Origin of the sequence: Planobispora longispora (genome assembly GCF_016863135.1) — a bacterium.
Lineage (GTDB): Bacteria > Actinomycetota > Actinomycetes > Streptosporangiales > Streptosporangiaceae > Planobispora > Planobispora longispora.
The window spans coordinates 1-20,803 of record NZ_BOOH01000026.1; the positions used below are offsets into that span (position 1 = coordinate 1).

Sequence of the window (20,803 nt, forward strand, 5' to 3'; positions counted from 1 at the left end):
TGTGAGGTTTCCAAGCAAGGTGGTTCTGAAGAATCTCGCCGTGATATCTCACGGTGTGATGGACTAGAGAAGCTCCACTTCCCTCGAAAGGCGTGCTACCAGGGGAACGGAACGCCGCCATGACTATGGATCAAGAGCGAGTGCGACAGGTACTTGAGACTGTTTTCGCACGTCAGGACGTGGAAGGCGTGTGCAAGCGTCGTGATCTCGGAGGGGTGATCCGCCTCCTCACCAAGTACGGCATCACTCAAGGACAGATCGCGAATCTCACCGGAATCCCCCAGGGGCGCATCAGCGAGTACAAGAGCGGCAAGCGCATCCCGACCGCGAAGCATACGTTTGAGGCGTTCGCTGATGGTTTGGGTATGCCTGGCCACCTGCGTAGCGCCCTGGGTCTTGCTGCCAGAACCGAAGTGAACGGCACTCTGATGGTCGATGGGGGTATACACATCCCCGGAGACACATTTGATCTCCAGGTGCTGGCAGAAGCCGTCGGGAAGAGGAGCGATGTCGTGAAACGGCGCGAAATGCTGGCGATGGTCGCGAAGGTCGGCGCAAGCGCGGCAGTAATACAGACTGAGGCATGGGAGCGGGTAGCCCATGCACTGAGTAAGCCGTCTTCTCTTGATGAATCAATAGTCCGAGAGATGGAGGCTCGCTCAGCCGGGTTCCATAGGCTGGAGGAAATAATCCCGGCTGCAGTCCTCTTCAAGGGACTGACCGTACATCTAAGAGAGCTCGGGACACTCCTCAGTGGAATTCCCGCGAACGCATCAGATGAACTCCGCACGAGGTTCGTCGCGGTGGCCGGGGAAAGCAGCGTGCTCGCGGGATGGGCAGCGAGCGATATGGGGAATGCGGCAGCAGCACGCAACTACTACGAGACGGCAGAGCGAGCGGCGAAAGAAGCGGAGGATCCTGCGATCCTTGCATGCTCGCTCGGCTATCGCAGCTATGCTCCCAGCGTTAAGGGGGCGCACGGTCGTTCTCGCGCACTTCTCTCCAGTGCGCTTGAAGCCCTGTCGGGCCGCTCCGAGTCTCCCGGAACCCTGTCGTGGATCGCAGCTCGGCATGCGGAAGAAAGTGCTGCCCTTGGAGACAAGGCCGTCGCGCTTAACTCTTGGGCACGTGCTGACGATGCATACAGCATGACCGACACCGAAGAGGACAGAGTCTGGACGAGATTCCTCGACCAGAACCGCTTCGACTCCTACCGAATATCTACATATGCGAATATCGGCAGGCTCGACGAGGCACAGGAGGCAGCAAGCGCTCTGCTGGCCCGGCTGGGGCACCCAGACCGGAAGAAGGCCGTAATCATCCTCGAAGGGATCGCGGTAGCCCACCTCTCGCAAGGCTCCGTACAGGAAGCGTGCAAGCTCGCACGCGAAGGACTCTCCCTCGTGCGAGAGACCGAGTTCCTTATGTGGCTACCTAAGTTCGAGGCGATCGGTCAAGGATTGACTAGGTGGCGCGCTCAGCCGCCCGTCCGTGCGTACCTAGAAGACCTCGCAACGACTAAGCGCCACTTCGCTTCGTCTCTTCGCTGACCCAGCTCAGATACTCCCGGCTTCCTGCAACTATCGGAGTTGCGATGATCTCGGGGGTATCGTAGGAGTGGTTCGCCTTGATGTGTTCCTCTAGTGCGGGGAACATATCGGCCGTCGTCTTAATGAGAAGCTGCCACTCCTGAGCTGTCTCCAGCTTTCCGTCCCACCAGTAAATGGAACGAATCGGCCCTACGATCTGGACACACGCGGCAAGTCGCGCCTGCGTAATGCTCCGCGCTAGACTTTCGCTAACTTCCAAACTATCAACAGTTGTTAGGACTTGCATGTATTCCATACCTCCCCCTCTCTGGGTTGCAGGATACCAAAGATTGCTTTATTTAGGCTAGAGGTGACAATTGTGTGGACCTTGCAGTAGGGTCTATGGAAATGTAATCTTTGATTGAACCTCGACGAGTCGATTTTGAGCTTTACTGTCCTTTAGTTTGCCAACTCCCCAAGTTGACTCCTCTAAATCTGAGGGTATGGGAGTAGAAGCGCTTCTACTCTCATCTGGAATATTTCGAAAAGGAAGTTGTTATTCCCAAATTTCTCCTCTTTTCCACCGATCACCCTTGGGGATGTATGATGTAGCGTTGACAATGGAGCTCGTTCGGAAAGGAACTCCGTCATTATTAATGACGGTCACGCCCGTCTGGCCCGCCGCAGCCCAGCTCAGATCTAACTCCCAGAGGCAATCGCATTTGTTGGCGGTAGCTAGAACCAGGAAGACTTCGGGTTCGGTATCGGAAACCTTGTAAGGAAATACTATTGGCTTGTTGTCCCCCTCTTCCCCGTTGAAATAATCTAGCGTGGGAGGTGTTCTGTCAAGGTTGACCTCAAATGCCCGTGATACGATAGGCCCGGCGCCGCGCGGGGGTATCACAACTCCTGACGGTACGGGAGGGCGTCGTTCTAAAATCCGTGCACGTAAATTTGTGATAACAACAGGCTTTGATTCCTTTCCTTGAATGGTAATGGATATATCCGTAAATGGGCCATCGATGGCGCCATGTGCCTGCGCCCATCGATCCAGATCGATTGGATCCATATCGATTATATTTTCTGGCGGACTCCCGAGATCTGCTACATCCATTTCAGGGAATAGATAGGCGGAGGAGCGCATAGTAAATCGACGGGATTGGATGAAATCCTGAGATATGGCAACCGTGATGGGATCTTCATTTATCAGCTTCTTTTGAATGGTTGCGATAAGTGATGAAATGGCGCCAGTTGTCATATTGGTGATTGTTGCGGCAAGGGCTGCTACTAGAAGACCGATAAGCCACTTGCGGAGCGTTGAGAGTTTTGTTTCTCGTATCTTCCTCGCCCGGCGATTCGCCAGCGGTCTCCCTGTCTTTTTCCTCGGTCTACGCATCAGTTCCTATCCTTTAAGGTTCCACAAGGGCGTAGCGGTCCTATCTTGCAGCGCGGTAGTCGGCATGTCGATTCTCCGCAGAGTTGACATGTTAAACTTCAGACACACCTGTCTCGCATGATGACAATAGAAGACTTGTTCCTGTCCACTCTAATGCACGTAGTAGCTCTTTCTTGCATGTTGAATATTTGCATGCTTGTATCTCATATAAATGTATGGACAAAATCTCTGTACATTGCTCTCTCTGGGAGTGCTTCTGAATCTGAAGGCTTGACTGTTAATTTGATCAGGCCTCTGGCCTGCGGAAACAAGTTTCCTTCGTGTGGTGTCCGCCTTTGATCGTCGGTTGCTCTCCTCTTTCGTTGAGAGGGCCGCGACCTAGGGGTTTCCCTAGGTCGATTCCTGATGCCCCATGCAACATCTCTCTTTAAGCTGATCCTTTGACTCCCATACAAAGGAGGCGCAATGGCCATCACGGGTGTACAGAACGTGACAAACGTCCGGGGTAGTGGGGTTCAGTTCATTAACACCGAAAACTCGGGCAACAACCGCATCATCTCTCCTCAGCAAACAGTGAACGTAGGTAACTGCTGGGTTCCCTGGGCACGAAATGAAAACGAGCTGATCGGTCACAGTCTCCTCATTATCGACACCACCACTGACCAAGTTCTCTGGTATATATGGCAGCGGTGGGCGCCAGACGGAGATTTCGTCCGCGCGTCCCAGAAGGGCTGGGAAGATCCTGGAACGCCCATCCCTGGGGAGTCGACACCTGGCCACTCAATCAATCTCTGGATCGCAGAGAACGAGATTAGAGCGGATCGAGTCTGAGGCGTCTAGCGATATCCGGTTACCATGACTACTAGTTACGGTCGTCATTCCGGTCATCGTGTAGGAAGTGCCTGACGAGGACGGGAGCGTTCCTCGGAAAACCGCCCGTCATTGTCTTCAGGGGATACTCGTTGATCATGGGGTTCCCCGCCCGCTCCGGGGAGGAGTCACGGGAGCCAATTTTGGGAGCCACCACCCTGCGGCTCCCTCAGACTCCCCGCGTCCTCCCCGGAGTGTTCTGTAAGGTGAGAGGCGCCCGATCGACTCAGATCGACGTGGTCAGACTTGCCTGTTTACCTTCGCATCGAAGGGGTCAGGGGTTCGAATCCCCTCATCTCCACCAGGTCAGAGGCCGCTTCCGAGAGATCGGGAGCGGCCTTCTGCGTTGCTGAGCGACCGACTGGGTGACTACGCCCGCTACTCGGGGTCGCGACCGGAGATCGCCATCACGGCGGAGGTCAGGATGCAGCCCAGTCCGACGGCGGAATTGGCGATCAGAAAGGGAACAGCGTCGTTGTCGACACCGCTGGCAACCGCTCCGCATCCTCCCAGGAGAAGAACGGCCCACCCGATGGTCAGCGGGAACATGTGAGATCGATTCTGAGGTTTCACTGATCATCCTCCGCGGGGGTAGGCCAGCCGGACGATGATGTCACGGCGTGAATCAGTCAGGGAACGACTGGTCCACGGCCTCTGCTCCCTCCAGAAGCGCGGGCCGGAGTTGCTTGCGGTAGACGGTTTCGGTGACGCTGGTGTTGCGGTGGCCGACCGGGCGGGAGATGTTCTCCAGCGGGATTCCGGGGTCGGACAGCAGTGAGACGGAGCTGTGGCGCATCTCGCGGGGTGTCCACTTCTTCTCGTTCAGGCCGGCCTTCTTGAGCACGGCCCGGAACGAGCGCCAGACCATGATGGACGGCGGGGCGCCGTCGAGGTCATGGGGCCAGGTGAGCGGTCTCAGCTCCTCCGTACGGGCTCCCAGCGGCAGCGACAGCACGATGTAGGCGTGCGGCGCCGTACCCTCGGACGCCTTGAGTACGGCTTCCGCCTGCTCCCAGGGGGGAGGCACTTGGATGGACGGCCCGCCTTGCCCTTGGGGATCTCACACAGCAGCACCGCGTTCCGCTTCACCTCGTCGCGAGCCTGTGCGCGGGAGTTCGTTCCGAACGAGAGAGCTGGTCAGCCGAGACGGGGTACGGCAGCGCAGACGAAGTCTCGGCGCATGCGGTCCAGGTCGCGGCTGAACTCGGACTGAACTGCTATGACCCTCAGCGGGATCGGCTTCGAACCTAGGCGCCGCACCGGGCCGTGGCCGTACTCCGAAACGAGGGTGCGGGGAACCGGGGTGCTCACACTCATTCCGGGAGCGGCCGACCACGAGACCCGAGGGAGTGGCATGGTTCCGACCGCCGCCAGGAGGTCGATGGGAACTCACGGTCGGCCTGCCCGATGGCGAGCCCGACCCATCGGCCGGTGACGTCGTTGACGGGGACGACGCGGGAGACGAGTCAGGCCGGGTAGCGGCGTCGTAGGTCAGGGAAGGACTCGGCCGGGCTCCAGCAGCTCACGCAGCGCGGCGGGGGACTGGACGCCGGGGACCGGCCGGGCGCCGTCGATCACCAGGGAGGGGACTCCGGTGACACCGCACTCGATCGCGCGGCGCCGGTCCGCCCGTACGGCATCGGCGTAGCCGTCACCGGCGAGGACGGCGTGCACCTCGTCATCCGCCAGACCGGTCTCGCCGCCCAGGAGCCGCAGAACCTGCGGGTCGGCCACGTTCAGACCTTCGGTGTGATAGGCACGCAGCAGGCGTTCCATCATCTGGTCTCCCCGACCGCGATCGGCCGCCAGATGGCACAACCGGTGCGCGTCGAAAGTGTTCACCGGCCGGGCCAGGTGCAGGTTGAGCTCCAGTCCTTCGGCGGCGCCCAACGATCGGATCCGCGTGACACGGGCCGCAGCCTGATCACCCCACCATCCGGTCATGGCTTCGGCGGCCGTCGGCCCGGGAGTCCGGCCTTCGCCGGGCGCGAGCTCGTAGCTGCGCCACACGAGCTGCACCCTGTCACGATCGGTGACCGTCTCCAGCGCCGCCGCCAGACGTCTTTTGCCGATGTAGCACCAGGGGCACAGCACGTCGGCGTAGATCTCGACCTTCATGAACGTCCTCTCCTCGATGAACCGCCGCCGACGGTGGCACTTCACCTCGATGGCGTGGATGAGCGGGGTCTCCACCCGGCCCGCCGGGAGACGGTCCTCCGGGCGAGACGCAGGTGCGGTCAGGAGCCGGGGCGTTGCGGTCCGGGACCGACCTCGCGGACGACGGTGTAGGTGGGCGCACCGCTCATACGCGCTTCGGCCCTCCCTGACAGACCCTCCAGGGCCGCGCGGATGGCGGCCATCCGTCCCTCGGTGTCCGAGGTCTCCACGAAGTCGCGGTAGTCCCTTTCGCTGGCCCAGTGCACGATGTTGTACACGCGGGTGCCGTCGGTGCTCACATGGAAGCGGGCCGAGCGGTAGCCGGGGTAGAAACGCACCCACCGCTCCTGGATCTCCGCGAAGGCCTCCACGAGCTCATGCTGCGTGTCGAAGCCGTCGACGGTGTAGTCGATGATCGAATAGAACCCGGGATCAGGACTCACGTGATGCTCCTCATGATCGGTTGCGGGGTACACGGCCCAGTGGCCCATCCTGCGACCTCGACCATGGTTGAGATCAAGCCTGAACAGCTGGAGTTGGCGGCGAGCCAGACGGGTCCCCAGCGGATGGGCGGGGCACCGTGCAGGAGGGCGGGGAGGATCGTCCTGTCGTCCGCGGCGCCGTGCGGGGTCCGGTCGGACCGCATGATCGCGTGTTGATCCGGTCGTTGCCATACGGGATCGTTTACTCCCGGAAATGTGATGGGAGACATCACGCGCCGGCGACGTGGATCGGCGGCAGTGATGAGCGACCGGAACGGGATCGGCCGGTGGGCCCGTCGTAGGAACTGTCCAGGCGGAACCGTACGGGCGGGACACCGCGGACCGGCGGCCGCGGCGAACGGAGAGACGCATGTCGTTCCAGGCGTACTTGGACAACATCGAGGACAAGACCGGCCTCACCCCGCGTGAGTTCATCGCGCTGGCTGAGGAACGCGGTTTCGACGCCCCGTCCACGAAAGCGGGTGTGATCATTGACTGGCTGAAGCAGGACTACGGCCTCGGGCGGGGACACGCGATGGCGCTGGTGCATGTGATCAAGAAGGGGCCGAAGATCGACGCCAAGCACGTCGGCGGCTCCGGATCCCACCGCGACGAGTCCGACACGCTCTGGCTGGACGGAAAGCAGAACCGGCCCTGACGCGGCCGGCCACCGCCGATCGCGTCGAGTCGGGCGCGGGTCGGGCTGAGGTTCGTCCGACCGTCACCGTCGATCACCAGTCGTCGGTGATGAGGTGCTCGGGCGGGGCCGTGATCCTGACGGGGGTTCCCCATCCTCGGTTCCCTCGGACGTTCCGCCGTCGGCGCCGGCCGCACCGCGAGAGGCGACCAGTTTGAGGAAGCCCGGGTTGATCCCGTTGATCAGGTCCTCTCCCCGGATGACTCCGGCCAGGTTCCGCCCGTAGCTCCATTTCCCCACCGTCGACGGCGACTTCCGGACGTACTCGCCGTCCTCGGACCGCACGTAGGCCTGTGGGGAGAACTCCCGGCCGATGCTGATCGCCCGGGACCGGCCTGTCCCCTCCGGCTGCTGGGTGATCTCCGTGGTGTCGGCGGCGTACACGCCTGAAGCCCTGAAGCGGTAAGCGCCGGACGCCTTCATGTCCCAGGTCGCCGGACGCCGTCATGTCTGTCTCAGGTGGCCGGAGGCCCGCGCAGGGTGACCAATTGAGTGAGTGTGCGTTCCTGGTCAGCGCGGCCAACGGTCGTTGATCGCTACGGCGATCGCCGTCAGATGGAATCCCAGGCCGATGCCTATGATCGCGATCACGGAGGGGACGTCGTTCGCCCCGGCGTCTCCGAAGAAGGCGATGAAGAGGGCGAAGACGAGGATGAGCCATCCGACGCCCAAGGGGAGCAGGTACAGGTTGCGGTGACGTTGCATGGGCGGTCCTTGCGGCGAGGCTCACAAGAGCTAGATCGTTTTACCGCCTCAGATCCTCCCGTGAAGAGGAGTCCTCCGGGAAGATCTGGTCCGTTGCCGCAGCTCCCTCCAGGGGCATCGGGCAGGGACGGCTGCCGTCCCTGCCGCAGGCCTTGTCCGGCGGGGGGTGCTACCAGCGTTCCACGAGGTGCTCGCGGTCGGACGGCGGGTCGTACGGATCCGGCCAGTAGTCGACGACCCGGCTGATCAGCCCTTCGCCGGAGAGCTCGAACCACACGCACGCGTCCTGATGCTCGTCGCCGACACGCGCGTCGATCCACGCCGCGGCGTGGCGGCCGTCGGCGACGACACGCCGCGCCTGCAGGTGCCAGTCGCCGGGATAGTCCATGTTGAACCGGAGAAAGGCCGACTTCCCGCGGATCCGCTCCCGGGTCTGCGGCATCTCGTACACCACGTCCTCGGCGAGCAGGGCGCCGAAGCGCTCCCAGTCACGCCGTTCGGCGCTGTCGATGTAGGCGTGTACGGCACGCCGGCTTTCGGAGGTCTCGTCCATGCGCCGGACGTTACATCCGGGCACCGACACCCGGCCTCCTCCGAACGGCTTCGGATGGACGGGTCACCGGCGCCGGTAGGTGAGGCGCCGCAGCGCGGTCTCGGCGGGTCCTCTCCGTCCGCCGGGGGCCATCAGCGCGGCGAGCACCACCGTGACCAGCCAGGTCACCACGGCGATGCCGGACGCCGCGGCGTCGCCGGCACGCGTGCCGAGCCCTCCGGCGTACGGCGCGAACAGCGCCACGAAGATCACTGACTGGAGGAGGTAGCAGGTCAGCGACCACTGACCGCACGCGGCGAGGGCTCGGACGATCACACCGGGAGAACCGTGCCTCATCCGGCCGGCGATGAGCCCGATGATCGCCGCGTACGCGAGTCCGCCGGCGATGCCCGTCACGCTGTGCAGCGCGTACGCCGGCACGGCCACCATGTCCGACGGCGTCCAGAGCCGGGTGTCGATCAGCATCAGCGGCGCTCCGCCGGCGACGGCCAGTCCCGTGCCCAGGACCGCGACGCGGGAGAGCAGGTCCCGGTGCGGCGCGGGGTCCTCCAGCACGCGGCGGCGGGCCGCCCAGATCCCGAGCAGGAAGGCCGGCGCCACGCTGGCGGCGAAGTAGGTGGGCGTCATCCCGGACCAGCCGATCAGCCGCATCACCGTCGCCTCGATCGGGTCCGCCATGGCGGCGGGCGTGTCGCCCTTGGGGGCGGAGACGGTGAGCAGCCCGAAGCCGGACAGCACCACGACGTGCAGCACGAGTCCGACGGCGGCGGCTCGCAGCACGGCCCTGTCCTCGCGCCGGATGAACCCGACGAGCACGAGCCCGATCAGCCCGTACGCCCCGAGGATGTCGCCGAAGAACAGCAGCAGCGCGTGAAAGAACCCGAACGCCAGCAGCCACAGGCTCCGGCGGCGCAGCACCTTGCGCACCTGGGGCCAGCTCCCGCCCGTGGCGAGTTGCCGGTCGGCGAGCTGCACCAGGCCGTAGCCGAACAGGGCGGCGAACATGGGCAGCGCGCGCCCGTCCACCAGCAGGATCTGGACCCCGGCGACCAGCCGGTCGAGGACGCCGCCGTCGAGAGCGTAGCCGCGGAAGCCCGTCTCGTGGCCCGACAGGTACATGTGCGCGTGCGCCAGCGCGATGAGCAGCAGCATCAGCCCGCGCGCGAGGTCGGGTGCGAGCGCGCGCTGGGCGACGGGGGTGGCTCCGTGAGCGGGAGCCGGTGGGGCGATGGACATGGCTGTCCCCTCAGAATTAGATACAGGAATGTAGCTAATTCTGAGACTAGGATACATTTGTGTATCTAATCAAGGGGGTGTGGTGGTGAGCGATCGCGGCGCCCGGACGCGCCGGCGCGGTGAAGAGCTGATCAGGGCCATTCACGACGCCGTGCTGGAAGAGGTGGTGGAGGTCGGCGTGGGACGGCTGACCATGGACGGCATCGGCCGGCGTGCGGCGACACCCCGCACCACGCTGTACCGCCGCTGGTCGGATCCGATCGAGGTGCTCCTCGACGCGCTCTACCACCAGCACCCGGTCGAGGAGCCGGCCCCCGGGGCCGACGACCTGCGCGGCGACCTCATCCGGGCCCTGCGCCTCATGGTCGAGTGGGCCCTCAGTCCGGCGGGCCGCGCCGTCGCCGCGATCCTCACCGACCCCAAGAGCGCCGCGCTGATGTCCGAGGCGCTGTTCGAGCGGGTCTTCGCCAGTCGCGGCGGCACGTTCACCCGGACCGTGCTGCGGCACTACGCCGACCGGGGCCGCTTCCCGGCGGAGCTGCTCACCCCTGTCGTGGCCGACATCGGCGAGGCCCTCGTCACCAAGCGCCTGATCGACACCGGGGCGCCGCCCGCCGACGAGGACCTCGCGGCGATCGTCGACCAGGCGATCCTGCCCGCGATCGGGCTCGGCCCGCGAGCGCCCCGGGCGTGAGCTCGGGGAACGGCGCCCTTCCGTAGGCGAACCGGCTCCGGGGGTGGACTGGAGGGCGGGCGGATCGAGGGGCTCGTCGCAATGAACGCCTCTATTGGATAGCGGAACTATCTAAAATTGGATACCATCGCTATCTAAGGAGAGTGAGTTCTATGACCGTGATCGTTCTTGTCGTGGCCACACTGGCCTTCCGTCTGTCGGGTGCGGTATTCGGCCTGGCCCGATTCGCCGCCTGGCGGGTGAGCGCCGCACACGGCCTGGCGTGCATGCTCGTGATGACGGCGAGCGCCCACTTCGTCCCGTCGGACGTGACCTTCATGCCGAACCACGCCGACCTGGTGGCCATGGTCCCGCCGTTCGTCCCGTTCCCCGCGCTCGTGGTCTACCTGACCGGTGTCCTGGAACTGGCCGGGGCGGTGGGACTCGTGATCCCGGCCACCCGGCGGGCGGCCGGAGTCTGCCTGGCGGCGCTGTTCGTGCTCATGCTTCCGGCCAACATCCACTCCGCGCTGGCCGGGGTGGCCTTCGCGGGAGAGGCGGCGTCGCCGCTGTGGCAGCGCATCCCCGAGCAGGTCCTCTACATCGGCGTGGCGCTCTGGGCGGCAGGCGTCATGGGGACGCGTGCGGGCCGTACGGCCCCCGCGAGCGGCGCGTTTCCCGCGCGTTGAGAGGGGATGCCCGGCGATGTGCCTTCCGGGCCCGGGGAGTTCGCGGCCGGAGAGTCCCTCCGGCCGCGACCGGCGCCGGTCTGCTGTTCCGGAGCTTCACGGGCCGGGCCTCAGTCCGGGCGGGCCGTCTCGAGGAACGCGACGCAGCGGCCCAGCAGGGAGATCAGGGTCTCCCGCTCCTCCTCGCTGAACTCGGCGGCGAGTCCTCGCTCGATGCGCACCGCGCGGGCGTCCCCGTCGGCCAGCACCCGCCCGCCCTTCTCGGTGAGCCGGGTCTCCAGGATGTTCTTGTGCCACTGGTGCGGGGTGCGCTCGATCAGGCCGTTCTCCTGGAGGTTCTTGAGCACGGTGGTCATGGTCGGCGGGGTGACGGCGCATGCCCGGGCGAGCGCGGCGGCTGAGATGCCGGGATTCTGTGACAGATACAGCAGCGCCGCGTACTGCGACACCGTCAGGTGAGCCGGTTTCAGCGCGGCGTGCTTGGCCGCGTTGAGCGCCTGCTCGGCGCGCTTGAGGTGGGAGCCCAGGCGCTCCGGGATCGGCATCGACGTCATCCCCGAATGGTAACGGCGTAGAAGGTTTGTACGTTGACCTCTATTAGAGTTCTAACTATGATTAGCATCCAATCAGATCATAGATAGCTAACTTTGTTGAATGATCGAGTGGAGAAGCGCCGTGCCCCGAACCCGCCAGTCCGTCGTCATGGTGACCGCGGCTCTCGCCGCCGCCCTGTCCTGCCCCCCGCCCGCCCAAGCCGCCCAAGCCGCCCCAGCCGTCCGAAGCACTCAGGCCGAAAGCACCCAGGCCGCCCTGACCGCCCCGGCCGGTCCGTTCGCGCCGGCCGGTCAGGGGACGCGCCCCCGGATCTCCACGGCGTACGAGCTGCCGGGTGAGCGGGTCTACCCCGAGGGCATCGCCGCCGACCCGCGTACCGGCGACCTCTACGCCGGATCGTTCGCCGACGGCACGATCTTCAAGATGACCCCGGGACGGCGTGCGGCCCAGGTCTTCCTGCCGCCGGGCGCGGACGGTCGCCGTACCGCCAACGGGCTGAAGGCGGACCGGTCCGGACGGCTCTGGGTGACCGACTCCAGCACCGGAGTCTCCGTCTACGACACGCGCAGCCGCCGTCTGCTGGCGCGCTTCGAGGTCCCGGGGCAGGGGGCGCGCTTCGTCAACGATCTCGCCATCACCCCGGACGGCAGCGCCTACCTGACCGACAGCGTCCGTGCCGTGGTCTACCGCGTCACCCCGGAACAGCTGGCCGAGGCCGGCGACGAGCCCGTGGCGCTCACCCCCCGTTTCGACCTGAGCGGCGTCCTCGACGCGCACGCGCCCGGCGCCTTCACCCTGAACGGGATCGTCGCCGATCCGTCCGGACGCCACCTGCTGACCGTGGACATGACCGGCGGCGACCTCTACCGCCTCGACCCCGTCTCGGGGGCGGTCCGCCGGGTCGCCCTGCACGGCGGCGACATGCTCCACGCCGACGGGCTGGAACTGCAGAAGGGCAGGCTCTGGGTGGTCCACAACACCGCCGACGCCATCAGCCGGTGGCGGCTGTCCGAGGACGGCTCATCGGCCCGGGCGGAGCGGAAGGTGACCGACGAGGCGCTGCAGCTCCCGACGACGCTGGTGCGCGTCCGCGGGACGCTCTACGTGGTCCGCTCGCAGTTCGACAAGGGCGGTCCGCTGGGCGAGGGCACCCCGCGCACGCCCTTCACGGTCGCCGCCGTGCGCGGTCTCTGAGTCCTCGGTGAGCGGGCGGTCCCGGGGAACGGCCTCCCGGGACCGGCGGCTGGGCGGGCGGATGGGGACATCCGGTGGACAACGATGGGGACATCCGGTGGACAACACAGTCGGATGGCGATTTTCTCGGTACTTGCGGAGACCCGGGTGGACCATCGCCGGCACCCGTCCGCTGCCCGTCCGTCCGCTGCCCGTCCGTCCGCTGTCCGCTGTCCGCCGCCCGCCGCCCGCCGCCCGCCGCCCGCCGCCCGCCGCCCGCCGCCCGCCGCCCAAGACAAGGATTCCGCATGAGCCTCACCGCCCGACAGCTCAACCGGGCCACGCTCGACCGGCAACTGCTCCTGCGCCGCGAACCGCTGAACGTGGCCGATGCCGTCCGCCGCATCGTCGCGGTGCAGGCGCAGGAGGCCGCGTCACCGTACATCGCCCTGTGGAACCGGATCACCGCCTTCGACCCGGCGGACCTCGACGCCGCGTTCGCCGACCGCGCGGTGGTCAAGGCGTCGCTGATGCGCATCACACTGCACGCCGTACACGCCGAGGACTATCCGAAGTTCCACAACGCGATGTGGCGCACCCTGCGGGCCGCGCGGCTGGGCGACTCCCGTTTCACCTCGAGCGGGCTGTCCGTCGCCGACGCCGACGCGCTCCTGCCCCACCTCGCGGAGTTCACGGTCCGCCCGCGCACCGTCACCGAGGTCGAAGGCCTGCTCGCGGCCCGGCTCGGTGAGCGCAAGCGGGGCGCGTGGTGGGCGCTGCGGACCTTCGCGCCCCTGCACCACGCGCCGACCGGCGGGCCGTGGTCGTTCACGAGGCCGTCGTCGTTCGTCGCCGCCCCGGCCAAGCCCGACCCCGACGGCGAGGACGAGTCCGCGCGGTGGCTGGCCCTGCGGTATCTGCAGGGGTTCGGCCCCGCCTCGGTGCGTGACTTCGCGCAGTTCACCATGCTCAGGCGGCCGGTGGCGGCGCAGGCGCTGAAAGCCCTGGGCGGCGGGGTCGAGGAGCTGGAAGGCCCGGACGGGGAGGTGCTGTTCGACGTGGCCGGGGCGTCGATCCCGGCCGGGGACGCCGTCGCGCCGCCGCGGCTGCTGCCCATGTGGGACAGCACTCTGCTCGCCTACTCCGATCGCAGCCGCGTCGTCCCGCCGGACTACCGCCCGCTGATCACCCGGCGCAACGGCGACGTCCTGCCGACCCTGCTCGTCGACGGCTACGTCGCCGGGGTGTGGCGCCCGGTCGAGGGAGGCGTCGAGGCGACGGCCTTCCACCGGCTGGACGAGGAGACGTGGGAGGGACTCGCGGCCGAGGCGGGCGCGCTGGTGACGTTCCTGGCGGGACGGGAGCCGGCCGTCTACCGCCGCTACGCCCACTGGTGGGCCAAGCAGATGCCGAGCGCCGAGGTCAGGGTGCTCCCGGGCTGATCATCTCCTGGTCGCGGATCCGTCCGGGGCCTGCCTGTCCAGGATCGCGTCCAGCGCCCGCCGGGAGCTCCGGAGCTGGGCGATCGTCTCGGTGACGCGGGCGCGCTCGCGCCGTACGTCCTCGATGAAGGCGGGGCAGGCGGCCGCCGCGATCAGCTCCTCGTCGTCGTGGACGCAGCGCAGGAGCCGGGCGATGACCGCGGTCGGCAGGCCGGCGGCGAGCAGGGCGCGGATGTGGCGCACCGTCGCGACGTCCGCCCGGGCGTACTCCCGGTAGCCGTTGGCGAGCCGGACGGGTCTGAGCAGGCCCTGCTCCTCGTAGTAACGCAGCAGCCGCCGGTTCACCCCGGTCTCGAGAGCCAGGTCGCCGATCCGCATGCGGCTCCTCCTTGACCTTCACATCGGTGTGACGCCTTACGGTCGCCAGTATCACCGATCAAGAGAAGCGAGGGGACGCCGATGTCCGGAGCAGTGATCATTGGGGCGGGCCCGGGGATCGGGCAGGCGGTGGCCAGGCGGTTCGCCCGGGAGGGGATGCCGATCACCCTGGTCGCCCGGAGCGACCGCACGCTGCGGGCGGCGGCGGAAGCGGTCGCGCCCAGCGGTGTGCCCGTGGTCGCGTTCGCGGCCGACGGCGCCGACCGGGAGGCGTTGCGCGCGGCGCTGGACGGGGCGGCCGCCGAGCACGGCCTGCCGGACGTCGTCGTGTACAACGCCGCGATCATCCAGGCCGACGCGCCGGGCGAGCTGTCGGTGCGCGGCCACCTGGAGGCGTGGGCGGTCAACGTGGTCGGCGCGCTCAACGCGGCCGCCCACGTCGCGCCCGCCATGGCCGCCCGCGGCAGCGGGACGTTCCTCGTCACCGGCGGCATGCCGGAGCCGGAGCCGCGGTACGTGAGCCTCTCGCTGGGCAAGGCGGGGGTCAGGACCCTGGTCGAGCTGCTCGACCGGGAGTACGGGCCGTCCGGGGTGCACGTGGCGAGCGTGACCGTGGCCGGCCCGGTCGCTCCCGGGACCGGCTTCGACCCCGACGACATCGCCGAACACTACTGGCGGCTGCACACCCAGCCGCGGCACCGGTGGGAGCGGGAGGCGCTGCACGCGGGCTCAGGCGCGTTCCTGCCGGGGCAGGATCACCTCGCGCAGGATGAGCAGGGCCGCGGCGGCCAGCGGGATGCCCAGCAGCGCGCCCACCACGCCGAGCAGCGCGCCGCCGAGTAGCGCGCTGACCACCGTGACCAGCGGCGGGACCTCCACCGAGCTCAGCATCACCTTCGGGGCGATCAGATAGTTCTCGATCTGCTGGTAGATGGTGAAGAAGACGATGCAGACGATGCCGACCGTGGGGGAGACGAAGAACCCGACCAGCGAGGCCACGCCCGCGCCGATGAAGGCGCCGACCATGGGGATCAGGTCGGTCAGGGCCACGATCAGGGCCAGGGCCAGGGCGTACGGCACCCGCATGATGCTCAGGAAGATGAAGGTCGTCACTCCGGCGATCAGCGAGATGATCAGGTTGCCGGCGACGTAGCCGCCGATGCGCTGGATGATCTCGTCGCCGAGCAGGCGGACGCGGTTCCGGCGGGACCGGGGCGCCAGGCGGTAGCTGATCTCCTTGATGGAGGTGAGCGAGCCCAGGAAGTAGAGCGTGAGGACGAGCACGGTCAGCGAGTTGAAGACCGCGCCGAGCAGGACCGTGCCCAGGCCGAGCACGCCGCCGAACATCTGGGTGCCGAAGGCGCCGCTGGTGACGTACTGCTGGAGCTTGTCCAGCAGCTGGAAGCGCTGGTCGAGGTCGCGGATCATCGGATTGTTCTGGAGTTCCCGGACGTAGTCGGGGACGTTGTCCACGAACTGGGTGAACTGCGTGGTCAGCGGTGGCACGACCGCCAGGCCGAAGACGACGAAGAGCGCGATGACCCCGAGGAAGACGATGGTGATCGCGACCATGCGCGGCAGGTTGCGCCGCTGGAGGGACTCGACGGCCGGGTTGAGCCCGACGGCGAGGAAGAGCGAGACCACGATCAGGATGATCACCGAGCCCGCGCTCACGATGGCCTGCACCAGCCACCAGGCGGTGAGGACGCCCAGGGCCGCGGTGAAGCCGAACGCGAACGGGCTGCCGCGCATCGACCGGCCGGGCCGCCCGAAGGGCCCGTCGGCCACGGTGATGTCCACGGCGGGCGCGGCGGAGTCGTCCGGTCCGGCGAGGTCCGGGGATCGGGGGTCGCCCGGCCCGGCGGGTCCCGAGGCGCCGACGGGGGCGATCGGGGACCCCGCGGCGGGCGGGACCGGCGCCGCGGCGCCGAGATCGGACAGGGGACCGGCGGAGGTCAGGACCGGCTCGGGAGCCGGTCCTGCCGGTCGCGGTTCCGGCGGGGAATCGCCGTCACGGGAGACGGGTGCGGGCACACCCCTCCACTTCCCCCCGACTGGGGAAATAGTCGGAAAAGCGAGGTAAACCCGTCATATCCCTTCGGCGGCGGCCGTCTCCCCCCGCCCGGCCGACGCACGTCACCCTGGCACGCGGTTCAGGTCACCGTGCCTACGGGGTTCAGGTCACCGCGCCTACGGGGTTCAGATCACGCCGACCACGGTTCAGGTCATGCTGACATAGCGGCGAGGACGCAGAGCGTGGCCGCGCAGGGCCGCCAGGGCGGCCGATCGCCCCTCGGAGGTGAGCGCGCCCTCCCGGCGCAGTCCCAGGGCGTCCAGGCGGCGGGTCAATTCGGTCAGGGAGGCCTCGATCTCCGGGTGGCGCCACTCCTCGCAGCCGATCACGGCGGTCACGCTCTCCCGGTCGGCGGGCCGCCCCTCGGCCAGCAACATGAGCGCCACCTCCCTGGCGGACACCCTGAAGTCGTGCTCCCCGGCCGTGGCGACCAGAAGCGTGGCCGTGGCGGTCTCCCAGAGCAGGTCCGGGGCCCCGAGCAGGCGTCCGCCGTCCGGGGTGGTCACCAGCCTCCGCGGCGCGTCCTCCTCGCGCAGGGTGCCCATCTCCAGCGCGGCCTCGCGGACCGCCGCCAGCTCGGCGTCACTCCAGCGGCTCTCGTCGAGCACGACGGGGGCGAGACCGCCCTGCGGGGTCAGCGGGATCCCGCCGGGACGGCGGCCCGCCCGCAGCAGCCAGCGCAGCGCCTGGAGATGATCCCCCCTCGGGACCGGGATGGGGGCGTGCAGGCGCACCTCGAAGGGCTGGGCCAGATCGCGCCAGGCCGTGCCCCGGCCCAGGACCCAGCGGTTCAGCCGCTCGCCCTGGACGCGGTGGAGCCAGTTGTCGCCGCCCAGCTCGGTGCGGGGAGCGGTCAGCCAGTGCCGGGTCAGCCGCTCCCGGTCCGGGGAGGATCCCGGGTCGAGCTCGCCGGAGACGATGGCCAGCTCCAGCGCGGCCGAGCAGGCGCCGTGCGCGCCCAGTTCCTCCGGGCCCATGATGGAGCTCCAGCGCAGTTCCGGAACGTCGGGCGGGAGCACCCCGGTGGCGTCCAGCGCCGCCTGGTAGGCGGCCAGGCCCGCGTCCTCGCCGGAGCGGGCGTAGGCGCGCAGGATCTGCGAGGTCACCGGGGCGACGCAGAGCGCGGCGTAGCGCTCCAGCCCGCCCCGGCGCAGCAGCCGGCCCAGGGCCCGGGCGACCGCGGGCCGGTCGCCGCCGACCTTGGTGGGCAAGGTGTACCAGAGGAATTCGCACACGTTGAGCTCGGTGATCGTCTCCAGCGGCTCGCCGCCGGTCAACCACTCGATCGCGCTCCGGGCGTGTTCGGCGTAGTCGGGTTCGGATCGCTCCATCTCGATCAGGAGCGCGGCCACGTCCGGTGCAGGCATGCTCCGAAGTCTGCCGTATGACTGCATGCCCTGACGATGAACGTGACGTAGTGGATCGCGCACGTCGCCTACCCTACGAAATCGGCTCTAAGCGGCTCGTATGCGAACGGTCAGATCCAGCCCTTGAAGAGCATCCGCGCATGCCAGTCCGTATACGGGATGGCCTCCGCGGTGAGCACCGGGTAGAGCCACCAGAAGTTGGCGAGCGCGAGCAGCGTGAACGCGCCGACGATCCCGGCGCCGACCATGCGGCGCTGCACCGGGGCGGTCGCCGGGCCGATGAGCAGCCCGGCCGCGAGCACGATCGCCAGGATCATGAACGGCACCATCGGGACCGCGTAGAACAGGAACATGGTCCGGTCCTTGGCGATGGCGTAGTAGAACCAGGGCAGCCAGCCCGCGGCGTAGGCCAGCAGAACAGCGCCGGCCCGCCAGTCGCGGGTGGCGACGTACCAGGCGATCATGGCGATGAGCGCGGCGAGCGCGCCGTACCAGATGACCGGCGTGCCGACGCCCAGCACCGCCTCGGAGCAGCCGTTGGCGTCGCCGCAGCCGGGCTTGACGGACTCGTAGTGGAAGGCCACCGGGCGCAGCAGCAGCGGCCACTGCCACGGCTCCGACTGGTAGCCGTGCGGGGTCGACAGGCCGCTGTGGAAGTCCAGGACCTGGAAGTGGTAGGCCAGCCAGGAGCGGGCCGAGTCGAAGACGAAGTAGAACGGTCCCTGCGAGACGGCCTGGTCCCAGTTGCGCCCCCAGCCGTTCGGGGTGGCGAACCAGCCGGCCCAGGAGGCGACGTAGGTCGCCGCGGGGACCAGCGACATCGCGAACAGCGCGGTGGGGGCGTCCTTGCCCAGGGCGCCGGTGTACGGCCGGCGCAGCCCGACGGCCCGGCGGGCTCCCGCGTCCCAGACCAGGGACATGACGGCGAAGGCGAGCAGGAAGAAGATCCCGGACCACTTGACCGCGCAGGCCGCGCCGAGCATCACCCCGGCGGCGATCCGCCACGGGCGCATGCCCAGCCACGGCCCGTCCTCGGTGAGCCGCGAGGAGACGTACCAGTCGGCGAGGCGGGCCCGGGCGCGGTCGCGGTCGACCACCAGGCAGGCGAACCCGGCGAGCACGAAGAGCATCAGGAAGATGTCCAGCAGCGCGGTGCGGGAGAGCACGAAGTGCAGGCCGTCCAGCGCCAGCAGGAGCCCGGCCAGGCAGCCCAGCAGGGTGGAGCGGGTCATCCGGCGGGCCACCCGGGCCAGGATCAGGATCGAGGCCACCCCGGCCACCGCCACCGCGACGCGCCAGCCGAACGGGGTCATGCCGAAGAACTGCTCACCGGCTCCGATCATCCACTTGCCCAGCGGCGGGTGGACGACGTAGGAGGCGCACTTGTCGATCTCGGCCGGGGCGCACTGCTGCCAGATGTTCTGGTTGCCCTGCATCAGCAGCTTGTCGGCGTCCTTGACGGGGTTGTGCTCGGCGCCGAAGGTGATCAGCGCGAAGGCGTCCTTGGCGTAGTAGGTCTCGTCGAACATGACCGTGTTCGGGCGGCCGAGGTTGACGAAGCGCAGGACGGCGCCGAACATCGCGACCAGCAGCGGGCCCAGCCAGCCCCACAGCACGCTGCCCGGCATGGGCGGCACCAGCCGGTCGTGCACGGAGTCCTTGGGCGCGCGCTCGGAGGGCCGGGGTTCCGGCTGGTCGAACGCCTGGTCAGGGAAATCGGTCACGGCCACCCGGACATCGTAAGGGGCAGCCCGGCCACCCCACCCGGGAAACACCGCATACACCCATAATTAGGGAGCTTCTCCCAGGATGGTCAGGGGTTCTTCCCCGTCCGGACTCTACTCCGGGGTGGGGGAGGATGAGGGGGTGACCGACAGCTTGAGAGACGGTGTGACCGGTGAGCGGGGCGTTCCGGCCGGGAGCCCGGTCGCCGGCGTGACCGCAGGTGCGTCCGGCGGCGCGTCCGGCGGGGGGAGACTGGTTCTGGCCGGGGCCCCGATCGGGCAGGCGGGCGACGCCTCGCCACGCCTGCGCGACGCGCTGGAGACGGCCGACGTGGTGGCGGCCGAGGACACCCGCCGCCTGCGCCGTCTCGCCGCCGAGCTGGGCGCGCGGATCGACGGCCGGATCGTCTCCTACTACGACGCCAACGAGACCGGCCGGGCCGCCGAGCTCCTGGAGGTGCTCCAGGCCGGATACACCGTGCTGGTCATCACCGACGCGGGCATGCCCGGCGTCTCCGACCCCGGCTACCGCCTGACCCGGCTGGCCGTCGAGGCCGGCGTCACCGTCACCTCGCTGCCGGGCCCCTCCGCGGTCACCACCGCGCTGGCGATCTCCGGGCTGCCCAGCGACCGGTTCTGCTTCGAGGGCTTCCCGCCGCGCAAGGCGGGCGAGCGGGCGCGCAGGCTGACCGCCCTGGCCGCCGAGGAGCGCACGATGGTCTTCTTCGAGGCGCCGCACCGCCTGGCCGCGGCCCTGGCCGCGATGGCGGAGGCGTTCGGCGCCGACCGGCCCGCGGCCGTCTGCCGCGAGCTGACCAAGACCTATGAGGAGGTACGGCGGGGCGGCCTGGGCGAGCTGGCCGAGTGGGCGGCCGGAGGGGTCAAGGGCGAGATCACCGTGGTCGTCGCCGGGCACGTCCCGGGAGACCTGGAGCCGGTCATGGACGACCTGGTCGCCGAGGTCGCGCGGCGCGAGGAGGCGGGCGTGCCGCGGAAACAGGCGATCGTGGACGTGGCCAAGGCCGCGGGCATCCCCAAGCGGGAGCTCTACGACGCCGTCCACCGGGGCTGACTGGCGTCCACGGGGGCCGACTGGCGTCCAC

23 protein-coding genes are annotated in these 20,803 nt (G+C 67.9%); 8 read left to right on the top strand and 15 right to left on the bottom strand.

What is annotated here, in order from left to right; genetic code table 11:
- Positions 1 to 140 precede the first annotated feature (140 nt).
- Positions 141 to 1,550: a helix-turn-helix domain-containing protein gene (locus Plo01_RS17850; protein ID WP_203891753.1), complete on the top strand. Its 1,410-nt coding sequence runs from the start codon at positions 141 to 143 to the stop codon at positions 1,548 to 1,550.
- Here Plo01_RS17850 and cutA read toward each other — a convergent pair.
- The 6 genes from cutA to Plo01_RS17880 all read right to left on the bottom strand — a co-directional run bounded on the left by cutA (position 1,519) and on the right by Plo01_RS17880 (position 6,395).
- Positions 1,519 to 1,845: a divalent-cation tolerance protein CutA gene (gene cutA / locus Plo01_RS17855; RefSeq protein WP_203891754.1), complete on the bottom strand. Its 327-nt coding sequence runs from the start codon at positions 1,843 to 1,845 to the stop codon at positions 1,519 to 1,521. The two genes, Plo01_RS17850 and cutA, sit on opposite strands and share 32 nt — an antisense overlap.
- Before the next feature lie 240 nt (positions 1,846 to 2,085).
- Positions 2,086 to 2,925: a hypothetical protein gene (locus Plo01_RS17860; RefSeq protein ID WP_203891755.1), complete on the bottom strand. Its 840-nt coding sequence runs from the start codon at positions 2,923 to 2,925 to the stop codon at positions 2,086 to 2,088.
- A 1,248-nt stretch (positions 2,926 to 4,173) separates the two neighbouring features.
- Entirely contained in the window at positions 4,174 to 4,344 is a 171-nt protein-coding gene (locus Plo01_RS17865) for a hypothetical protein (protein WP_203891756.1), read from the bottom strand.
- A gap of 76 nt (positions 4,345 to 4,420) precedes the next feature.
- On the bottom strand, positions 4,421 to 4,822 hold the full coding sequence (locus Plo01_RS40330; protein WP_239316566.1) for a tyrosine-type recombinase/integrase: 402 nt from the start codon (positions 4,820 to 4,822) through the stop codon (positions 4,421 to 4,423).
- 464 nt (positions 4,823 to 5,286) lie between these two features.
- Positions 5,287 to 5,988 carry a DsbA family oxidoreductase gene (locus tag Plo01_RS17875; RefSeq protein ID WP_239316568.1) on the bottom strand — a complete coding sequence of 234 codons (702 nt, stop codon included), beginning with the start codon at positions 5,986 to 5,988 and terminating at the stop codon, positions 5,287 to 5,289.
- A 44-nt stretch (positions 5,989 to 6,032) separates the two neighbouring features.
- Positions 6,033 to 6,395 (bottom strand): antibiotic biosynthesis monooxygenase, encoded by a 363-nt coding sequence (locus tag Plo01_RS17880; protein ID WP_203891757.1) that lies wholly within the window; start codon positions 6,393 to 6,395, stop codon positions 6,033 to 6,035.
- 409 nt (positions 6,396 to 6,804) lie between these two features.
- Between Plo01_RS17880 and Plo01_RS17885 the strand changes: the two genes are divergently transcribed.
- Positions 6,805 to 7,092, top strand: a complete 288-nt coding sequence (locus tag Plo01_RS17885; RefSeq protein ID WP_203891758.1) for a DUF4287 domain-containing protein — start codon at positions 6,805 to 6,807, stop codon at positions 7,090 to 7,092.
- Positions 7,093 to 7,155: 63 nt separating this feature from the next.
- On the opposite strand, the gene Plo01_RS17890 is transcribed toward Plo01_RS17885, so the two are convergent.
- The 4 genes from Plo01_RS17890 to Plo01_RS17905 all read right to left on the bottom strand — a co-directional run bounded on the left by Plo01_RS17890 (position 7,156) and on the right by Plo01_RS17905 (position 9,625).
- Entirely contained in the window at positions 7,156 to 7,515 is a 360-nt protein-coding gene (locus Plo01_RS17890; protein ID WP_203891759.1) for a hypothetical protein, read from the bottom strand.
- 126 nt (positions 7,516 to 7,641) lie between these two features.
- Positions 7,642 to 7,836: a hypothetical protein gene (locus tag Plo01_RS17895; protein ID WP_203891760.1), complete on the bottom strand. Its 195-nt coding sequence runs from the start codon at positions 7,834 to 7,836 to the stop codon at positions 7,642 to 7,644.
- 169 nt (positions 7,837 to 8,005) lie between these two features.
- Positions 8,006 to 8,389: a nuclear transport factor 2 family protein gene (locus tag Plo01_RS17900; protein WP_239316570.1), complete on the bottom strand. Its 384-nt coding sequence runs from the start codon at positions 8,387 to 8,389 to the stop codon at positions 8,006 to 8,008.
- 63 nt (positions 8,390 to 8,452) lie between these two features.
- Positions 8,453 to 9,625, bottom strand: coding sequence for a DUF418 domain-containing protein (locus Plo01_RS17905; RefSeq protein WP_203891762.1), 1,173 nt, complete (start codon positions 9,623 to 9,625; stop codon positions 8,453 to 8,455).
- A gap of 85 nt (positions 9,626 to 9,710) precedes the next feature.
- Here Plo01_RS17905 and Plo01_RS17910 point away from each other — a divergent pair, with 85 nt between their 5' ends.
- The gene (locus Plo01_RS17910; RefSeq protein WP_203891763.1) at positions 9,711 to 10,319 is read left to right on the top strand and encodes a TetR-like C-terminal domain-containing protein; all 609 of its coding nucleotides are present in this window, start codon (positions 9,711 to 9,713) and stop codon (positions 10,317 to 10,319) included.
- A gap of 152 nt (positions 10,320 to 10,471) precedes the next feature.
- Complete coding sequence (locus Plo01_RS41490) at positions 10,472 to 10,987, top strand: DoxX family protein (RefSeq protein ID WP_239316571.1); 516 nt, start codon at positions 10,472 to 10,474, stop codon at positions 10,985 to 10,987.
- 110 nt (positions 10,988 to 11,097) lie between these two features.
- Here the strand turns inward: Plo01_RS41490 and Plo01_RS17920 are convergent, their stop codons facing one another.
- Entirely contained in the window at positions 11,098 to 11,541 is a 444-nt protein-coding gene (locus Plo01_RS17920) for a MarR family winged helix-turn-helix transcriptional regulator (protein WP_203891764.1), read from the bottom strand.
- A 100-nt stretch (positions 11,542 to 11,641) separates the two neighbouring features.
- Between Plo01_RS17920 and Plo01_RS17925 the strand changes: the two genes are divergently transcribed.
- Together Plo01_RS17925 and Plo01_RS17930 are read left to right on the top strand one after the other, a co-directional pair.
- Positions 11,642 to 12,736 carry an SMP-30/gluconolactonase/LRE family protein gene (locus tag Plo01_RS17925; RefSeq protein ID WP_203891765.1) on the top strand — a complete coding sequence of 365 codons (1,095 nt, stop codon included), beginning with the start codon at positions 11,642 to 11,644 and terminating at the stop codon, positions 12,734 to 12,736.
- Between the two features lie 287 nt (positions 12,737 to 13,023).
- A complete protein-coding gene (locus Plo01_RS17930) occupies positions 13,024 to 14,157 on the top strand; it encodes a winged helix DNA-binding domain-containing protein (protein WP_203891766.1) in 1,134 nt (377 codons plus the stop codon).
- On the opposite strand, the gene Plo01_RS17935 is transcribed toward Plo01_RS17930, so the two are convergent.
- Positions 14,158 to 14,535, bottom strand: coding sequence for a MerR family transcriptional regulator (locus Plo01_RS17935; protein ID WP_203891767.1), 378 nt, complete (start codon positions 14,533 to 14,535; stop codon positions 14,158 to 14,160).
- An 81-nt stretch (positions 14,536 to 14,616) separates the two neighbouring features.
- On the opposite strand from Plo01_RS17935, the gene Plo01_RS17940 reads away from it, so the two are divergent.
- The gene (locus Plo01_RS17940) at positions 14,617 to 15,378 is read left to right on the top strand and encodes an SDR family NAD(P)-dependent oxidoreductase (protein ID WP_203891768.1); all 762 of its coding nucleotides are present in this window, start codon (positions 14,617 to 14,619) and stop codon (positions 15,376 to 15,378) included.
- Here the strand turns inward: Plo01_RS17940 and Plo01_RS17945 are convergent.
- The 3 genes from Plo01_RS17945 to Plo01_RS17955 all read right to left on the bottom strand — a co-directional run bounded on the left by Plo01_RS17945 (position 15,265) and on the right by Plo01_RS17955 (position 19,706).
- Positions 15,265 to 16,569: an AI-2E family transporter gene (locus Plo01_RS17945; RefSeq protein WP_203891769.1), complete on the bottom strand. Its 1,305-nt coding sequence runs from the start codon at positions 16,567 to 16,569 to the stop codon at positions 15,265 to 15,267. The genes Plo01_RS17940 and Plo01_RS17945 overlap by 114 nt on opposite strands.
- Positions 16,570 to 16,755: 186 nt before the next feature.
- A complete protein-coding gene (locus tag Plo01_RS17950) occupies positions 16,756 to 17,976 on the bottom strand; it encodes a hypothetical protein (RefSeq protein ID WP_203891770.1) in 1,221 nt (406 codons plus the stop codon).
- 110 nt (positions 17,977 to 18,086) lie between these two features.
- The gene (locus tag Plo01_RS17955) at positions 18,087 to 19,706 is read right to left on the bottom strand and encodes a dolichyl-phosphate-mannose--protein mannosyltransferase (RefSeq protein ID WP_373871697.1); all 1,620 of its coding nucleotides are present in this window, start codon (positions 19,704 to 19,706) and stop codon (positions 18,087 to 18,089) included.
- 205 nt (positions 19,707 to 19,911) lie between these two features.
- On the opposite strand from Plo01_RS17955, the gene rsmI reads away from it, so the two are divergent.
- Complete coding sequence (gene rsmI, locus Plo01_RS17960) at positions 19,912 to 20,772, top strand: 16S rRNA (cytidine(1402)-2'-O)-methyltransferase (protein WP_239316587.1); 861 nt, start codon at positions 19,912 to 19,914, stop codon at positions 20,770 to 20,772.
- The last annotated feature ends 31 nt before the right edge of the window (positions 20,773 to 20,803 follow it).